General features: G+C 73.2%; 12 protein-coding genes. 8 read left to right on the top strand and 4 right to left on the bottom strand.

The features are described from left to right. The first annotated feature begins 159 nt into the window (after window positions 1–159). The 4 genes from ACFVHI_RS08700 (at window position 160) to ACFVHI_RS08685 (ending at window position 6,153) form a co-directional block, all read left to right on the top strand. Window positions 160–1,119 carry an alpha/beta fold hydrolase gene (locus tag ACFVHI_RS08700; RefSeq protein WP_380337016.1) on the top strand — a complete coding sequence of 320 codons (960 nt, stop codon included), beginning with the start codon at window positions 160–162 and terminating at the stop codon, window positions 1,117–1,119. 116 nt (window positions 1,120–1,235) lie between these two features. Next, complete coding sequence (locus ACFVHI_RS08695; protein WP_380337013.1) at window positions 1,236–3,413, top strand: serine/threonine-protein kinase; 2,178 nt, start codon at window positions 1,236–1,238, stop codon at window positions 3,411–3,413. Next, entirely contained in the window at window positions 3,410–3,712 is a 303-nt protein-coding gene (locus ACFVHI_RS08690; protein WP_279634944.1) for a glutaredoxin domain-containing protein, read from the top strand. The genes ACFVHI_RS08695 and ACFVHI_RS08690 overlap by 4 nt, the downstream gene beginning before the upstream one ends. Window positions 3,713–4,515: 803 nt before the next feature. Beyond that, window positions 4,516–6,153, top strand: a complete 1,638-nt coding sequence (locus tag ACFVHI_RS08685) for a M4 family metallopeptidase (protein WP_380337010.1) — start codon at window positions 4,516–4,518, stop codon at window positions 6,151–6,153. Between the two features lie 94 nt (window positions 6,154–6,247). Here ACFVHI_RS08685 and ACFVHI_RS08680 read toward each other — a convergent pair whose 3' ends face one another. The 3 genes from ACFVHI_RS08680 to ACFVHI_RS08670 all read right to left on the bottom strand — a co-directional run bounded on the left by ACFVHI_RS08680 (window position 6,248) and on the right by ACFVHI_RS08670 (window position 9,729). Next, complete coding sequence (locus tag ACFVHI_RS08680; protein ID WP_380337007.1) at window positions 6,248–7,549, bottom strand: MFS transporter; 1,302 nt, start codon at window positions 7,547–7,549, stop codon at window positions 6,248–6,250. 336 nt (window positions 7,550–7,885) lie between these two features. After that, window positions 7,886–8,881: an ABC transporter substrate-binding protein gene (locus ACFVHI_RS08675; protein ID WP_380337004.1), complete on the bottom strand. Its 996-nt coding sequence runs from the start codon at window positions 8,879–8,881 to the stop codon at window positions 7,886–7,888. A gap of 59 nt (window positions 8,882–8,940) precedes the next feature. Next, window positions 8,941–9,729, bottom strand: coding sequence for a MerR family transcriptional regulator (locus ACFVHI_RS08670; RefSeq protein WP_063349958.1), 789 nt, complete (start codon window positions 9,727–9,729; stop codon window positions 8,941–8,943). A 397-nt stretch (window positions 9,730–10,126) separates the two neighbouring features. Here ACFVHI_RS08670 and ACFVHI_RS08665 point away from each other — a divergent pair, with 397 nt between their 5' ends. Genes ACFVHI_RS08665 through ACFVHI_RS08655 form a run of 3 tightly spaced genes read left to right on the top strand, consistent with a single transcriptional unit; the run spans window position 10,127 to window position 13,592 of the window. After that, entirely contained in the window at window positions 10,127–11,689 is a 1,563-nt protein-coding gene (locus ACFVHI_RS08665; protein ID WP_380337001.1) for a flavin-containing monooxygenase, read from the top strand. Continuing rightward, complete coding sequence (locus ACFVHI_RS08660) at window positions 11,686–12,684, top strand: alpha/beta fold hydrolase (RefSeq protein WP_380336998.1); 999 nt, start codon at window positions 11,686–11,688, stop codon at window positions 12,682–12,684. Before ACFVHI_RS08665 ends, ACFVHI_RS08660 begins: the two co-directional genes overlap by 4 nt. Beyond that, window positions 12,681–13,592 (top strand): SDR family oxidoreductase, encoded by a 912-nt coding sequence (locus ACFVHI_RS08655; RefSeq protein WP_380336995.1) that lies wholly within the window; start codon window positions 12,681–12,683, stop codon window positions 13,590–13,592. The genes ACFVHI_RS08660 and ACFVHI_RS08655 overlap by 4 nt, the downstream gene beginning before the upstream one ends. Before the next feature lie 81 nt (window positions 13,593–13,673). Here the strand turns inward: ACFVHI_RS08655 and ACFVHI_RS08650 are convergent, their stop codons facing one another. Then, entirely contained in the window at window positions 13,674–15,113 is a 1,440-nt protein-coding gene (locus ACFVHI_RS08650; protein ID WP_380336992.1) for a PLP-dependent aminotransferase family protein, read from the bottom strand. A 231-nt stretch (window positions 15,114–15,344) separates the two neighbouring features. Between ACFVHI_RS08650 and ACFVHI_RS08645 the strand changes: the two genes are divergently transcribed. After that, entirely contained in the window at window positions 15,345–15,941 is a 597-nt protein-coding gene (locus tag ACFVHI_RS08645) for a LysE family translocator (protein ID WP_063351529.1), read from the top strand. The last annotated feature ends 3 nt before the right edge of the window (window positions 15,942–15,944 follow it).

Here is a 15,944-nt window from a genome sequence, read left to right as displayed (position 1 = left end):
CAGGGTCTGGTGCCTGACAGCGAGTCCGGGCCCGGCCGTCGGCTAGGCCGCCGGGCGTCGGGGAGGCGCCCGGGACTCGTGGCAGTGGTGAGTAACGAACCCGCGTCACCCGGCACCACAGGCCGGGACCGGGCGGACGGATCCAGGGGGGAGCCGAACGTGCAGAAGACAGAGAACAAGCAGAACGCGCAGGAACCGTGGGGCACGCAGGACACGCAGGACACGCAGGACACGCGGGCCATGCGGGACGTGCAGGTCGCCATCGGGCAGGCGCTGGCCGAGCGCGTCCCCGGCGGGGTCCGGCAGGGCGAACTCGACCGTGGCGGGCGGGCATTGCGCTGGGTGGAGGCGGGGCGCGGCGGTCCGCCGGTGGTCCTGCTCGCGGGCTGCGGCACCTCGTCGCTGACCTGGGCGCCGGTGTTGCCCGAACTGGCCGCGCACAGCCGGGTCGTGGCGTACGACCGGGCCGGGCTCGGTGCCAGTGACCCCGATCGCGTCTCCGGCCCGTCGCTGGAGTCCCCGACCGGGGACCTGGCGGCCCTGGTGGAGCACCTCGGCGCCGGCCCGGCCGTCCTGGTCGGGCACAGCTGGGGCGGCCAGCTGGCCCAACTCCTCGCCTGGCGGCGCCCGGAGCTGGTGGCCGGCCTGGTCCTGGTGGACCCGGCGCACGAGGAGTTCCAGCCACCGGCCATCCGCGCCGCCGAGGCCGTCCTGTTGCGGGTGGGGCTACTCCGGGCGGCCTTGACGCCCGCCGCACGCCGTGCCGGGGGAGCTGTCGCGAGGGCCGAGGCGGCCGTCGAGGCACACCGTCACCAGCGGCTGACCGTCCTCGACGAGAACCGGCTGACGGTCCTCGCGGTCTCCGAGCTCCGGCGGCGGCGCGCGGCCGCGCGGCTGCCCGACGTGCCGGTGACCGTGCTGAGCGCGACCGACGGCCTGCCGGGGGCGATGCGCGCCCGCTGGACCGTCCTCCAGTCACACGTCGTCGCCGGCGCCGCCAAGGGGTCGCACATCGTCGTGCGCGGCGCCGGCCACCACGTCCACGCCGACCACCCGCAGGCCGTCGCCGCCGCCGTCCTGGAGGTGGTCGAGCACGCCCGGCAGGGCCGGGACAGCTGACGGTGGGGCCCTCAACCCCTGGCCGGACAGTGCCTGCTGACCGTTCGACCCCCTCTGGCACACTGGGGGCCGAACGGCCCGCTGGGGAGGGTCATGACACACATGGGGGCGGGAGTATGAGGGGTCCGGGCGCCGTGCTCGGCGGGCGGTACACGCTGGTCGAGCGGATCGGCGGCGGGGGGATGGGTACGGTCTGGCGGGCCGACGACACGGTGCTGGCGCGGCCGGTGGCCGTCAAGATCCTGCACTCGGCGCTGTTCGAGGACGACACCTTCATCCAGCGCTTCCGCCGGGAGGCCCAACTGGTCGCCGCGATCGACCACCCGGCCGTCGTGGACGTCCACGACTACGGTGAGAGCGGCGGCGGTGCCGAGGGCCGGGAGGGCAGCGAAGGCGGTGGTGCCGGGGACCGCTGCGCCTACATCGTCATGGAACTGGTCGACGGCCGGCCGTTGGACCGGGTGCTCGCCGAGGAGGGCCCGATGCCTCCCGAGCGCGCCCTCGGTCTGGTCGCCGCCGCGCTGGACGGCCTGCACGCCGCCCACCGCCGGGAGATCGTGCACCGGGACCTCAAGCCGTCCAACCTGATGGTGCGTACGGACGGCCGGGTGACCATCACCGACTTCGGCATCGCCCGGGCGATCGCCAGCACCAAGATCACCGCCTCGCACGCGATCGTCGGCACCGCCCTCTACATGGCCCCCGAGCAGGCCGAGGGGACGGGCACCGGGCCAGCCTCCGACCTCTACTCGATCGGCGTGGTCTGCTTCGAACTTCTCACCGGGAAGCCGCCGTTCGTCGGCGAGAGCGTGTTGGAGGTCGCGCTCAAGCACGTCCGCCAGCCGGCGCCGGAGCTGCCGGGGGCCTTCCCGGCGGCGGTTCGAGAGCTGGTCGCGAAGGCGCTGGAGAAGAAGCCAGAGGACCGGTTCGCCGACGCCGCCGAGATGGCGGCCGCGGCCCGGGCGGCGATCGGCGCGAAGGACGCGGGCGCTGCGGCGGGTGCGGTCGGCGCCCCGGCCGACACCGGGACGGTCGACCTCAGAGCTGCGGCGGCCGGGGGAGCGGCTGCGGGTGAAGAGGCCAGGGGCGGAGCGCCCGGGGGTGCCGGCGGGGCGAAGGCCGGTGCCGTGGTGCCGGTCGCGGACGGCGCCGACCAGCCCGCGTCGGGCGAGCGCCCGGCGTCGGGTGACGGCCCCGTGCCGGACGAGGTCGCGAAGGTGGGGCCGCAGCCGGTGACCGAGCCGGGCAAGCGCCGGTCACGTCGCGCACTGCTGGTGCCGGTGATCGTCCCCGTGGTCATCTCGATGGGCACGGCGACCGTTCTGCTGGTGGACCGCGGCCCCGGCCGGTCGGACGCGGCCGAGCCGCCCGCCGCCCAGCCGACCGTCGTCGTGACGGCCCCGGTGACCCCGGGCACGGGCACCCCGGCGGCCCCGGCCACGACGCCGCCCGCCACGCCGACACCTTCCGACACCCCGGTCGCGGCCCCGGCCGCCGACCAGCAGCCGAGCACCCAGAACCAGCCGGGCGCGCCCGTCCAGGCCCCCGCGCCGGGCGGCAACGGAGGCGCGGCGAGCCGGGGCACCGGCGCGGGCGCGGCAGGCGGCGGCAACGCGGCTGGTGGCGGCGGTGCCTCAGGCGGTTCCGCCGGCGGTTCTGCGGGAGGTGTCTCGGGCGGTTCCGCCGGCGGGGCTTCGGGCGGTCAGTCCAACCAGTCCGGCGGCGGGGGCGGGGGCGGCGCGGCAAATCAGCCCGCCAACCCCAATCCCAACCCGCAGCCCCCGGCCCAGAACGCGGCCGGTGGCTCCCCCGCCGGGGGCGGCTCCCCGTCAGGCGGCGGTTCTCCCTCCGGCGGCGGCAACCCGCCGGCCCCGCAGACCCCCACCCGGCCGCCGTCGTGCGGCGGCACCTCCTGGACCACCATCGTCAACGTGAAGGACGGCCGCCCGATCGGGATGGCCCGCGACGAACTGAGCGGCGACAACCCGATCGTGGTCGGCGGCGCGTCCCAGTACGGCTGGGTGCGGGCGACCAACCCCGGCTCCTGGATCAGTTTCAACGCCTGCAACAGCGGCGGGCCGCTGCTCGTCCAGACCATGGACGGCAAGGTCACCCTGAGTGGGGGCTTCAGCTTCCTGACCAACTGGACGGTGCGCAGCGGGTCCGCCCAGGGCTCCTACACGCTGGCCGACTACCAGAACCACAGCTGCATGACCGACAACGGCCCGGGGAACGCGGTCACCATGGTGACCTGCACCCCTGGCAACACGGCCCAGGAATGGCGGTTCCAGTGACAGCGACCGACGGAGCCGACGACGGCGTGGTCCTCTACTGGCGTCCACTGTGCACGTTCTGCATGAACCTGCGCCTGGCGCTGCTCTTCACGCGCCTGCGCTACAGCAGGCGGTTCACCATGGTGAACATCTGGAAGGACCCGGACGCCGCCGCCTTCGTCCGCTCGGTCGCGGACGGCAACGAGACCGTGCCGACCGTCACCGTGGCCGGGCGACCGATGGTGAACCCGTCGATCCGCCAACTGCTCGCGGCGGTCCGGGAGTACGCGCCGGACGTGCTCCCGGGGAGGCCTCGCTGACCGGTCCGGGCGAGGAGTGGCACCCCTGCGCCCTCCCAACCCCGACCCCGACGCTGCCACTGCCGCTTCTGCGACCGGACGGGCCTGGCGCCGGCGGCGGTTGAGCGCGTGTGCCGACCCGGCCCGGGTGTCCGTACGGGCAGGTCGCCCGGGAGTCGGGGCGGGCGAGCGGGGCGCCGCGGGAGCCGGGCGCCATCGCAGTTGTCTGTGGAGGAGGGGCAGTTGTGGGACACGGGGCCTTGTCGGCTCCGGTGCGCCCCAGGGTGTCGCGCTCAACTCACCGACTGCGCTGAGGAGTCGGGCGAACACGAGGTTCGGTGGCGCTAGCAGATGGCTCGGCGGCGGGCAAGGGTGGCAGGTGGCGGGACCTCGCCAAGCGGATGTCAAGATTCCGTATGGGAAGTTCTACAGGGATGTAAAAGTCGATTCCGGCCCGCCCGGCTCCGCGCGCCGAATCGACGTTCGACGGTCGATCGGACATCGGCGCAGGCGGTCGGCCGTGGTTCGGGTGGGAACCCACTGCAAGGCGCGGTGAATTGCCCCGTTTTGCCCACCGCTTGAGAGCCCCGGCGAGCTGGCGGGACCTGGCCAATCGCTGAAGTAGACCTGTCAATTCACCTGCTGGATTGTCATGCTTTTGGACAGCCCCGGCGGTAGCCCCCACCCCCACCCCTTGGTGGCTCGCCGCTCGACCGCCCGGGGTTTCAGCACGTCAGCGCCCATTCCGCCCCACAGGTGCCGACCCCGGCCCCCGGAACGCGGCGCGACCGCGTCCACACGCGGTTTCCCGGAAGGACTCGCACGTGAAGCGAAAGCTCGCAGCTGTCGCCGTACTGTCGGCCACCGCCCTGCTGACCGGTGTGATCCAGGTGAGCACCGCCGCCCAGGCCAGCCCCGTCGCCGGCCTCCAGACCCAGGCCGACCACCAGCACGCGGCCGTGCTCGCGCTGGCCGGCGGCCAGTCCGGCCCGCTCGCCAAGGCCCTCGCCCTCGGCGAGAAGGAGCGGCTCGTCGCCAAGGACGCCGTGGTGGACAAGGACGGCACCCGGCACCTGCGCTTCGAGCGCACCTACGCCGGCCTGCCGGTGCTCGGCGGCGACCTGGTCGTCCACCAGAAGGCCAACGGCTCGGTCAAGTCGGTCGACAAGGCGGTCTCCGCCAAGCTCGCGCTGCCGAGCCTGACCCCGCAGATCCCGGCCGACCAGGCCGCCACGCAGGCCACCGGCGCGGTCAAGGCCACCGTCGGGGTCACCCTCGACGCCGACGAGTCCCCGCTGGCCGACGTGCACCAGACCGGCAAGGCCGAACTGGTCGTCTGGGCGACCGACGGCAACCCGCGCCTGGCCTACCGGACCACCGTCGAGGGCGTGCGCGCCGACGGCACCCCGAGCAACCAGGTGCTCGTCACCGACGCCGCCACCGGCAAGGTGCTGTCCACCCACGAGAAGATCCAGACCGCCGCCGGCACCGGCAAGGGCGTCTTCGTCGGCCAGGTGCCGCTCACCACCGCGCAGAGCGGCTCCAGCTACTCGCTGAAGGACGACAGCCGCGGCGGCCAGTCCACCACCGACATGAGCAACGGAACCGCCGGCAACGGCTCGCTGTTCGCCAACACCTCCAACAACTTCGGCGACGGCACTGCCAGTAACCGCGAATCCGCCGCCGTGGACGCCCAGTTCGGCGCGGCCACCACGTGGGACTTCTACAAGAACACCTTCGGCCGCAACGGCATCCGCAACGACGGTGTCGGCGCCGCGAGCCGCGTCCACTACGGCTCCAACTACGTCAACGCCTTCTGGGACGACAGCTGCTTCTGCATGTCCTACGGCGACGGCAACGGCGACGCCGCCCCGCTCACCGAGATCGACGTGGCCGGCCACGAGATGAGCCACGGCGTCACCGCAGCCACGGCGAACCTCAACTACGCGGGTGAGTCCGGCGGCCTCAACGAGGCCACCTCCGACATCATGGGCACGATGGTCGAGTGGTACGCCAACCTGCCCTCCAACCCGCCGAACTACTGGATCGGCGAGCTGATCAACCTGAACGGCAACGGCACCCCGCTGCGCTACATGGACCAGCCCAGCAAGGACGGCCAGTCCGCCGACTCCTGGTCCGCCGACGTGGGCAACCTCGACGTGCACTACTCGTCGGGCGTGGCGAACCACTTCTTCTACCTGCTGTCGGAGGGCAGCGGCGCGAAGAGCATCAACGGGTTCGACTACAACAGCCCGACGGCCGACGGCTCCTCGCTCGCGGGCATCGGCCGGGACAAGGCCGCGCAGATCTGGTACCGCGCGCTGACCGTCTACTTCACCTCCACCACCGACTACGCGGGCGCCCGAGCGGGCACCCTCAGCGCGGCGGCGGACCTGTACGGCAACGGCAGCGCCGAGTACAACGCGGTCGCGGCCACCTGGACGGCGGTCAACGTCAACTGACAACCGCCTGAGTGGGCCCTGCCGAATCGTGGGTGCCGGCCGGCAGGGCCGCACGGCGGGGGCGACGGTGTGCGGACCACCGTCGCCCCCGCCGTCATGTGCGCGGGGCGCGGCGCACGGGCGCGGCGATGCGAGGTTGGGCGCCGGAACTGCCAGGCCGACCGTCAGACCGGCCTTCGGTCGGAGCGGTTGGAGCGGTCGGAATACGGCGGCGGTAGCGCTGTTCGGTCGCGGTGCACGCGGCGAGCAGCAGGGCGGCCGCCGCCGCGGCCGCGGTGATCGCGAACGGCGCGGCGGCCGCGAAGTGCGTGGTCGCCCAGCCGCCCAGGAAGGTGCCGGCCGACTGAGCCAGGATCAGCGCGCTGACCAGCGCCGCCATCGCCTCGCCCAGCCGGACGGCCGGCACCGTCCGCTCGACCAGGCCGAACATCGTGATCATCTGCGGTGCGACCGCCACCCCGAGGAGGCCCACGGCGGCGGTCAGGCTCCACAGGCTCCCGGCGGAGACGAGCAGGACGCAGGCGGCGGCGAACAGCAGCACCGTGCCCGCCCGCAGCCGGGACGCCAACTCCCACCGGGCGGGCAGGCCCGCGGCGGCGATCCCGGCCAGGGAACTGGTGAACCCGATGAAGCCGTACAGCAGTCCGGCGGCGCCCGGCCGGCCCAGGGCCTCCGTGGTGGCGGTCACCCCGACCTGCACCGAGCCGAAACACGCGCCCAGCAGCGCCATCCCGGCCAGCAGCAGGACGTAGGGCACGGTGAGCAGCCGCTCGGCGGAGCGGGCCGGGGACTTCGGGATGCCGGGGGAGGCCGTCGGGTGCAGCGCGAACAGGGTCGCGCAGACGCCGGACAGCACGGCCGCCACGAGCAGGCCGACGGCGGGGGAGGAGACGGTGGCGAGGACTCCGACCAGTGCGGGCCCGGCGGTGAAACCGACCTCGTCGACGATCCCGTCCAGCGACAGCATGACGGAGGTCAACTCCGTTTCACCAGCGGCCAATCGGACCCACCGGCTGCGCGACAGCGGGCCGACCAGCGGGACGGACAGGCCGACCACGGCGGCAGGCGCGAGCTGCCAGCCGAGGGCCGACCCGCGTTGCGAGGCGGCCACCAGCACCACCAGTGCCGTCGCGTTGACCAGCGCGGCGACCAGCCCGACCGTCCGCTGCCCTCGGCCGTCCGCCAGCCGACCCACCAGCGGACCGCCGACCGCTTGGCCGACCGCCAGCGCACCGGCGACCAGGGAGCCGCGCCACGCGCTGTCGGTGTTCCGGCTCACCAGCAGCAGGGTGCCGATCGGGCTCATCGCGTTCGGCAGCCGACCGAGCAGCGACCACAGCAGCACCCGGCCGCCGGTCAGTTGCGCTGCTGTACGGAACTTCACGACCACGGACATCGGTACGCCCCCACATGGAGCCGGTGCGGGCGCCCGCCTCCCGCCACCGGCCCGACCAGGCGACAGCGACCTGCGGGTGAGCCTCGACGGTAGGGGTGCGCCCGGGGGGTGGGTAATCGGTCGATCGACCAGTGGCGGCGGGGGCGGGGGCGGGGCGGGGTTGGAGGAGTGGACAGCGGGCGAGGCGTGAGAGGCCGCGGCGAACAGATGACAGATAACAGATTTCAACATCTGTTATCTGTTTTCTGTCGGCCGTCATCTGTTCGCCGTCGTCTGTCGGGTGTCCGCCGCCATCGGTTCGTGCGCCGCCGTCGGTCCGTGCGCTGCCGAGCGCGCTCAGGTCGCGAGGTCCTTCCGGATCTGGTCCAGGATCAAGCCGGCCCCGGTGTAGCCGATCCCGAGCATCCACAGGTTGTCGTCGACCCGGAACACCCGGCCGGTGCGGACGGCGTCCAGGTTCTTCCACAGTGCGCCATCGGTGATCCTGCCCTGGTCGGACTTGGCCGCGTCCCCGTAGACCGAGTAGAAGATGACGTCGGCCGCCGCCTGGTCCACCTGCTCGGGGCTGATCTCGACCGAGAACCCGGGCTTGTCCTGGTTGGCGGGCCGGCCGAGCCCGAGGTCCTTGAACAGCGAGCCGACGAAGGTGTCGTTGAGGTACAGCCTGGTCGGCGCGCCCGCGAGGAAACGAGCCATCTCGACCCGGGTGGCGGCGGCCTTGGCCGGGCCGCCGAGTGCGGTGACGAGGTCCCGCGCCTTCGTCCGGTACGCCGCGTCGGCCGCTTCGGCTTCGGCCTGCCGGCCCATCGCCTCGGCGTGCAGCCGGACGTTCTCCTTCCAGGTGGGCCCGGTGGTCTTGGACAGCACGGTCGGCGCGATCTTCGCCAGTTCGTCGTACCGCTTGTCGTCGCGCACCTGGTTGCTCAGGATGAGGTCCGGCCGCAGCGCCGCGATCGCCTCCAGGTTGGGCTGCCCGATGGCGCCGACGGCCTTCGTCGCGGCCAGCCGTTCGGCGGGCAGGTAGGCGGGGAAGGGTGCGCCCTCGGTGACGGTGGTCGCGCCGACCGGCGTGAGCCCGAGAGTGACCACCGAGTCCAACGCGTCGGTGTCCAGCGCCACCACCCGGGTGGCCCGGGCCGGTACGGTGCTCTCGCCGCGAGCGTGCCGGACGGTCCGTGGGCCGGCCCCGCTGGATCCGCCGGAACTGCCTGGCGCGCCGGTCGAACCGGCGGACGGCGCTGGCGAGTTCGGGCCGCAGGCGGTGAGTGCGAGGCCCGGGGCGAGCCCGGCGGCGAGGCCGAGCGCGGCGCGGCGACTGAGCGGTCTGGGCATCGGCGGTTCCTCCAACGGGCGGTCAGGGCGCGGGAATCCCTGCCCTCTCGTTGGAGGGGTTACGCCTCGGTGTCGTTCTCCCGTCGCTGGCGCAGCAGTTCGTCGTACTCGGCGGGCACCCGCCGGTCCATCGCGAGGGCGAACTGCGCGTCGATGACCGTACGGGCCAGCGGCCGCACCCGCAGGATGCGCTCGGTGAGCCGGGCCGCCTCGCCGGGCGGCAGGGGGGCGTCGGCGGCGAGGGCACCGAGCAGGTGCTCGCCGACCACGTCGATGAAGATCTCGGCGATGGCTTCCACGTGCTCCTGGGTGCGCCGGCTGGCGTCCAGCACCACGGAGAGCGGTACGCCCTCGGCGACGAGTGCGGTGGTGGCGTCCATCAGGCGGCGGCTGATGTGGGTGATCCCGTCGTCGTCGATCGTGATGTAGCCCTGGGCGATCGACTCGGCGGTGTTCTCCTCGGTGAGCTGGTCGTTGAAGACGGTCTTGAGTTCGTCCCAGTCCAGGCGCACCGGGGTCTCGTCCGACCAGGGGGCGACGATCGCGGCCTCCAGCCCGATCAGCTCGGCGACGTCCCGCCCGCTCTCGCCGGCGCCGATCAGTTCGGCGATGCCGCCCAGGGTGTGGCCGCGGTCCAGCAGTTCGCCGATCATCCGCAGCCGGGCCAGGTGCTCCTCGCCGTACCAGGCGATCCGGCCCTCCTTGCGCGGCGGCTGGAGCAGTTTGCGCTCGCGGTAGAAGCGCAGCGTCCGGCTGGTGATGCCGGCCGCCTCGGCCAGTTCCTCCACTCGGTACTCGCGTTTTCCGTCACCCGCAGCAGCTCTGACCTTGTCCACGGCGATCAGCATAGGTCCGCCACCTCCGAAGGCTCCCGGAATCCGGGTGGCCGCGCTTCTTCCATCCGGTGTCAGCAAGGGCTACCCTGCCAATCATGCCAGTGATTACTGGCGCGATTGGCGAGGCTCCGATGCCAGTCGTCGGGGGAGCCCTCTCGGCAGTACGGCAAGGCAGTACGCAGGGCAGTACGCAGAGCATCATGCAGGGCAGCACCAGAGCGATACCGCGGCGTCACCCGGGCGCGTCAGGGCAACATCAGGACAGCGTCAGGGCGGCACGAGAGCAGTCGAGCACAGTACGAGCACGGCGCCGTCGGCGCGCCAGGGTCCGTGCCAGGAGGCGCGGCACGAGCGGGCGCCAAAGTACGGCAGCGCGAAGATCATCGCCCCACCCTCAGGAGGAGGCCGCATGGCATCCAGCAGCAAGCGCCCCCGCTCCGGCACGTCCGGTGCCCCCGTGGCGGACGAGGCCGTCCCGCACGTGCGGGTGGCGGTGATCGGTTCCGGCTTCGGCGGTCTCGGCGCCGCGGTCCGGCTGCGCCGCGCCGGGATCACCGACTTCGTCGTCCTGGAGCGCGCGGACTCGGTCGGCGGCACCTGGCGCGACAACAGCTACCCCGGCTGCGCCTGCGACGTGCCCTCGCACCTCTACTCCTTCTCCTTCGCGCCCAACCCCGCGTGGCCGCGCAGCTTCTCCGGCCAGCCGGACATCCGCGCCTACCTGGAGAAGGTCGCCACCGTCTTCGGCCTCCGTCCGCATCTTCGGTTCAACACCGAAGTTCTGGAGGCGCGTTGGGAGGTCGATCAGGTCCGCTGGCGGATCACCACCTCGGCCGGCCAGTGGACCGCGGACGCCGTGGTCTCCGCCGCCGGACCGCTGGCCGACCCGCAGATCCCCGACCTGCCGGGGCTCGGCGCCTTCCCCGGCAAGGTGTTCCACTCCTCCCGCTGGGACCACGACTACGACCTGACCGGCAAGCGGGTCGCGATCGTCGGCACCGGAGCGTCCGCCGCCCAGATCATCCCGTCGATCCAGCCGAAGGTCGGCAAGTTGACGGTCTTCCAGCGCACGCCCGCCTGGGTCCTGCCGCGCCGGGACCGCGAGATCAGCCAGCTGGAGAAGTGGCTGCACGACCGCGTACCGGTCACCGGGAAGATCCGCCGCGGCACCCTGTTCGCCCTCCGGGAGCTCCAGGTGGACGCCTTCGTGCGCCGCCCGGGAATGCTGCGGGTGGTCCAGCAACTCGCCGAACGCCACCTCGCCCAGGGCGTTCCCGACCCGGCCCTGCGCGCCAAGCTCACCCCGGACTACCGGATCGGCTGCAAGCGCATCCTGCTCAGCAACACCTACTACCCGGCGCTCGCCGCGGCCAACACCGAGGTGGTCGCCTCCGGCCTGCGCGAACTGCGCGGCTCCACCCTGCTCGCCGCCGACGGCAGTGAGCACGAGGTCGACGCCATCGTCTTCGGCACCGGCTTCCACGTCACCGACATGCCCATCGGGGCCCGGGTGTTCGGCGCCAACGGCACCAGCCTGGCGGAGGAGTGGAAGGACGGAATGGAGGCGCTGCGCGGCTCGGCCGTGCACGGCTTCCCGAACCTGTTCTTCGTGATCGGCCCCAACACCGGCCTCGGCAACAGCTCGATGATCCTGATGATCGAGTCCCAACTTAACTACCTGATCGACGCGTTGACCACACTCGGGTCGATCGGTGCCACCGCGATGCAGCCCACCGCCCGGGCCCAGCGGCAGTGGAACCTCGAACTCCAGCACCGGATGGACCGCACCGTCTGGACCACCGGCGGCTGCCGCAGCTGGTACCTGGATCCGAACGGCAAGAACACCGTGCTCTGGCCCGGCTCCACCACCGCGTTCCGCCGCGCCACCCGCAAGGTCGACCTCGGCGAGTACGAACTGATCATGCGCGCCGGCCAGGACGCCGCCCCTGCCGTGCAGGAGGTGTCCGCATGAGCGCCGCCGAGCTGCCCGCCGAGTACGTCCCGCCGACGCCTGTCGAGGAGTTGAGCATCCGATCGGCGGACGGGATCCGGCTGCACGCCGAGGTGCACGGCCAGCCCGGGGCGCCCACCGTCGTGCTCGCCCACGGCTGGACCTGCTCAACCGCCTTCTGGGCACCGGTGATCCGCCAACTCGCCGACCGTTACCGAGTGGTGGCGTACGACCAGCGCGGCCACGGGCACAGCGAGATCCCGCCGAGCCGGGTTCGCTACTCCACCAGGGCGTTGGCCGAGGACCTCTCCGCCGTCCTCGCCCGGACCGTCCCGGCGGGGGAGAAGGCCGTGCTCGCCGGGCACAGCATGGGCGGGATGACCATCATGGCCGCCGGCGGCCGCCCCGAGATCGCCGACCGGACCGCCGCCGCCGTCCTGGTCTCCACCGGGCCGGGGGAGCTGGTGGCCGAACTCACCGTGCTGCCCGAGGCGGTGCGCTCCCCGGGGCTGCGCCGCTTCCTGAACCGCCAGCTGCTGCGCTCCCGGCTGCCGCTCGGACCGGTCTCGCCGGTCAGCCGTGTCGCGCTCAAGTACGCGACCATGGGCCCGGGTTCGTCCGCCGGTCAGGTGGAGGCGACGGCCCGGATCGTGCACGCCTGCCCGACCGCCGTCCGCGCCAACTGGGCGGGAGTCCTCGACCGTCTGGACGTCCACGCCGGGCTCGCCCGGCTCGCCGTACCGACCGCCGTCGTGGTCGGCACCGCGGACCGGCTGACCCCGCCGGTGCAAGCACACCGGATCGTTGCCGAACTCGCCGACCCGCAGGGGCTGTTGCTGCTTCCTGGGGTTGGGCACATGGCGCCGCTGGAGCGGCCGGTGGAGGTCGCGGCCGAGATCCACCGCTTGGCCGCCGCGTACCTGTCCGCCGCGCCCGCTTCCGTCTCCGCTCCTGCCTCCTCCGCCTCTGCCTCCTCCGCCTCTGCGCCCGTTTCCGAGAGGACCGCCGCCGCATGAACGCCATCCCGCCGTTGTCCGCACAGGTCGTCGTCGTCACCGGGGCCGCCCGCGGGGTCGGGGCTTCGCTCGCTCGCACGCTCGCCCGGCGCGGGGCCAAGGTCGCCCTCCTGGGGCTGGAGCCGGACGAGCTCAAGGCCGTCGCGGCGCAGTGCGGCGCGGCCGCGACCAGTTGGGAGGTGGACGTCACCGACCTCGACGCGCTCGGCGACGCCGCCCGCCGGATCAAGGAGCACTACGGCCGGATCGACACCGTGGTCGCCAACGCCGGCATCGCCATCGGCGGGCCGGTGGCGGACAGCGATCACCGGGCGTTCAGCCGGGTGATCGAGGTCAACCTGCTCGGCAGCGTCGCCACGGCCAGGGCCTTCCTGCCCGCCCTCGTCGAGAGCCGGGGCTACCTGCTGCAGATCGCCTCGCTCGCCGCGCTCACTCCCGCGCCGCTGATGAGCGCGTACTGCGCCAGCAAGTCCGGGGTGGAGGCCTTCGCCCACTCGCTCCGCGCCGAGGTCGCTCACCAGGGGGTCAAGGTCGGTGTGGGATACCTGAGTTGGACCGACACCGACATGGTGCGCGGCGCCGACGAGGACACCGTGCTCAAGCAGATGCGGACCAGGCTGCCGTGGCCGGCCAACAAGACCTACCCGCTGGAGCCCGCGGTGGAGCGGATCACCGCCGGCATTGCCCGGCGGTCCGCCCACGTCTACGCGCAGGCCTGGCTGCGCGGCATGCAGCCGGTCCGCTGGCTGCTGCCGAGCCTGATCGCGGCTGTCGGTTCGCGCGACGTCGCCCGGATCGCGCCCCAGCTCGCCGCCACCGCCGCCTCCCGGTTGCGCGCAGTCGGTGCCGGCGGGGCTGCGGACACGGCGGTGCGAGGCGGTCGGAGCGCGCCGTCGACTGACAGCTGACAGATTTCAACTGACAGATAACAGATAACAGATTTCAACAGCTGTTATCTGTTATCTGTCAGTTGTTCGTCCGCCCGCCCGTCACTCCATCCACTCCTCCGCCGTCCCCCGCGCGATCCGCGCCAGCGTCTCCAGTGCTTGCGCCAGCACGGGCAGCGGCGGCGAGGCCAGGGCGACCCGGACGGCGGACGGGGAACGCCGAGGGTCGGCGGCGAACGCCGCCGCGGGTGTGACGGCGATGCTCGCCCGCGCCGCCACCGCGACGAAGGTCTCCGCCCGCCAGGCCGCCGGCAGCTCCCACCACAGGTAGTACGAGCAGGGGTCGGCCCGGACGCGCTGCCCCGCCAGCGCCTCGCGCGCCAGCAGCTGACGCGCGACGGCGTCGGCGCGCTTGGCCGCCACGACCTCGGCCACGGTGCCGTCCCCGATCCAGCGCACGGCCGCCTCCAGGGCGAACCCGCTGGGCGTCCAGCCGCCCGAGCGCAGTGCGCCCGCGATCCGTTCGCGCAGCGCGGCGGGGACGACCGCGAACCCGGTGGTCAGCCCGGGCGCGAGCCGCTTGGAGAGGCTGTCGACGAGGACGGTGCGTTCCGGTGCGAGGCTCGCGAGGGCGGTCAGCTCCGGGCGGAGGAAGGACCAGATCGCGTCCTCGACGGCCGGCAGGCCGAGGCGGCGCAGCTCCTCGGCGAGGGCGGCCGTCCGCTCGTACGGCAGGCTCCCGCCGAGCGGGTTCTGCAGCCTCGGCTGGACGTAGACGGCGCGCAGCGGCGCGGCCCGGTGGGCGGCGGCCACGGCGTCGGGCAGCAGTCCGTGCTCGTCGACGGCCAGTGGCACGAGCGTGATGCCCAGTCGCTGGGCGACGGCCTTGACCACCGGATAGGTCAGCGCCTCCACCCCCAGCCGGTGGCCGGGCGGCACCAGCGCGGACAGTGCCGCGGCGATGGCCTGCCGTCCGTTGCCCGCGAACAGCAGCTCCTCCCCGGCGATCTCCGGGGTGACCTCCCGGGACCCGCCCGTCCGACCCCCGGCCGTCCGATCCCCAGCCGACGGGTCCCCGCCCGTCCGGTCCCCGCCCGTCCGGCGTTCGTCGGACAGCAGTGCCGCGAACGCCTGCCGGGCCGCGCCCGTCCCGGCCGCGCCCACCGGCGCGAGTGCGGCACCCAGCGCGTCCGCCCGGAGCAGCGGCGCCAGTCCGGCGGCCAGCAGTCCGGCCTGCTCGGGGACGGCGGGATAGTTGAGTTCCAGGTCCACCGGCGCGCCGGCCGGTTCGGCGAGTGCCACCTGCCCGCCGGTTGCCCCGCCGCCGGCCCCCTGTCCGGCCCGGACGAAGGTGCCGCGCCCGACCTCCCCGGTGGTCAGTCCGCGCCGGGTCAGTTCCCGGTAGACGCGCCCCGCCGTGGAGTTGGCGATGCCCCGGCTGCGGGCGAAGGCGCGCTGGGTGGGCAGTTGCTGGCCGGGTCGCAGCCGCCCGCCGGTGATGGCGTCGGCGATCTCGTCGGCGATCAGGCGGTAGTCGTCCATCGGCGGGACCCCTCCACGCAAGGTGATGGCATTGCACGGCATCGCATCGGCATTGCACCGAGTGCAAAGTCATCATTGCATTGAGATCGACGCCGGGCCTAGCCTCCTCGCATGGAAGCACTGACCCCCGCCGCTCCCGTCGCATCCGCCTCGTTCGACCTGCCCGCCGCATCCGCCCTGTCCGCCGTGGGCGGGCATGCCGTGCTCGGGATCGCCGCCGTGGCGCTCGGGATGGTGCTGACACCGGGGCCCAACATGATCTACCTGGTCTCCCGGTCGATCGCCCAGGGCCGCCGCGCCGGGCTGCTGTCGCTGATCGGGGTCGCGGCCGGCTTCCTGGTCTACCTGGCCGCGGTGACGGCGGGCGTGGCCGCCGTGTTCTCGGTGGTGCCCGCCCTCTACACCGCGATCAAGCTGGCCGGCGCCGGCTACCTGCTGTGGCTGGCCTGGAAGGCCGTCCGGCCGGGTGGTACGGCGGTGTTCGCCCCGCAGGAGCTGCCGCCGGACCCGCCGCGCCGGCTGTTCGCCATGGGCTTCCTGACCTGCCTGCTCAACCCCAAGATCGCCATCATGTACATCTCGCTGCTGCCCCAGTTCGTGGCGCCCGAGCGCGGTCACGTCGCGGTGCAGAGCCTGGTGCTGGGGCTGACCCAGATCGTGGTGGCGGTCACCGTCAACGGGCTGATCGCGGTGAGCGCGGGCGGCATCGCGTCCTTCCTCAACCGCCGTCCCGCCTGGCTGCGGTTCCAGCGCTATGCGATGGGGACGGTCCTCGGCGGCCTCGCCGTCCACATCGCCGCCGACCGCGCCAAAGCCGTGGCAGCCTAGGCC

Source organism: Kitasatospora sp. NPDC127121 (assembly GCF_042677305.1).
Taxonomy (GTDB): Bacteria; Actinomycetota; Actinomycetes; order Streptomycetales; family Streptomycetaceae; genus Kitasatospora.
This window is presented reverse-complemented; position numbering and strand designations above follow the sequence as displayed.

What these genes read in the sequence shown, in the direction of transcription:
- ACFVHI_RS08695 (WP_380337013.1), top strand. Translation starts at nt 1,236, where the DNA reads ATGAGGGGTCCGGGCGCCGTGCTCGGCGGGCGGTACACGCTGGTCGAG.
- ACFVHI_RS08680 (WP_380337007.1), bottom strand. Translation starts at nt 7,549, where the DNA reads ATGTCCGTGGTCGTGAAGTTCCGTACAGCAGCGCAACTGACCGGCGGC.
- ACFVHI_RS08675 (WP_380337004.1), bottom strand. Translation starts at nt 8,881, where the DNA reads ATGCCCAGACCGCTCAGTCGCCGCGCCGCGCTCGGCCTCGCCGCCGGG.
- ACFVHI_RS08670 (WP_063349958.1), bottom strand. Translation starts at nt 9,729, where the DNA reads ATGCTGATCGCCGTGGACAAGGTCAGAGCTGCTGCGGGTGACGGAAAA.
- ACFVHI_RS08665 (WP_380337001.1), top strand. Translation starts at nt 10,127, where the DNA reads ATGGCATCCAGCAGCAAGCGCCCCCGCTCCGGCACGTCCGGTGCCCCC.
- ACFVHI_RS08660 (WP_380336998.1), top strand. Translation starts at nt 11,686, where the DNA reads ATGAGCGCCGCCGAGCTGCCCGCCGAGTACGTCCCGCCGACGCCTGTC.
- ACFVHI_RS08655 (WP_380336995.1), top strand. Translation starts at nt 12,681, where the DNA reads ATGAACGCCATCCCGCCGTTGTCCGCACAGGTCGTCGTCGTCACCGGG.
- ACFVHI_RS08650 (WP_380336992.1), bottom strand. Translation starts at nt 15,113, where the DNA reads ATGGACGACTACCGCCTGATCGCCGACGAGATCGCCGACGCCATCACC.
- ACFVHI_RS08645 (WP_063351529.1), top strand. Translation starts at nt 15,345, where the DNA reads ATGGTGCTGACACCGGGGCCCAACATGATCTACCTGGTCTCCCGGTCG.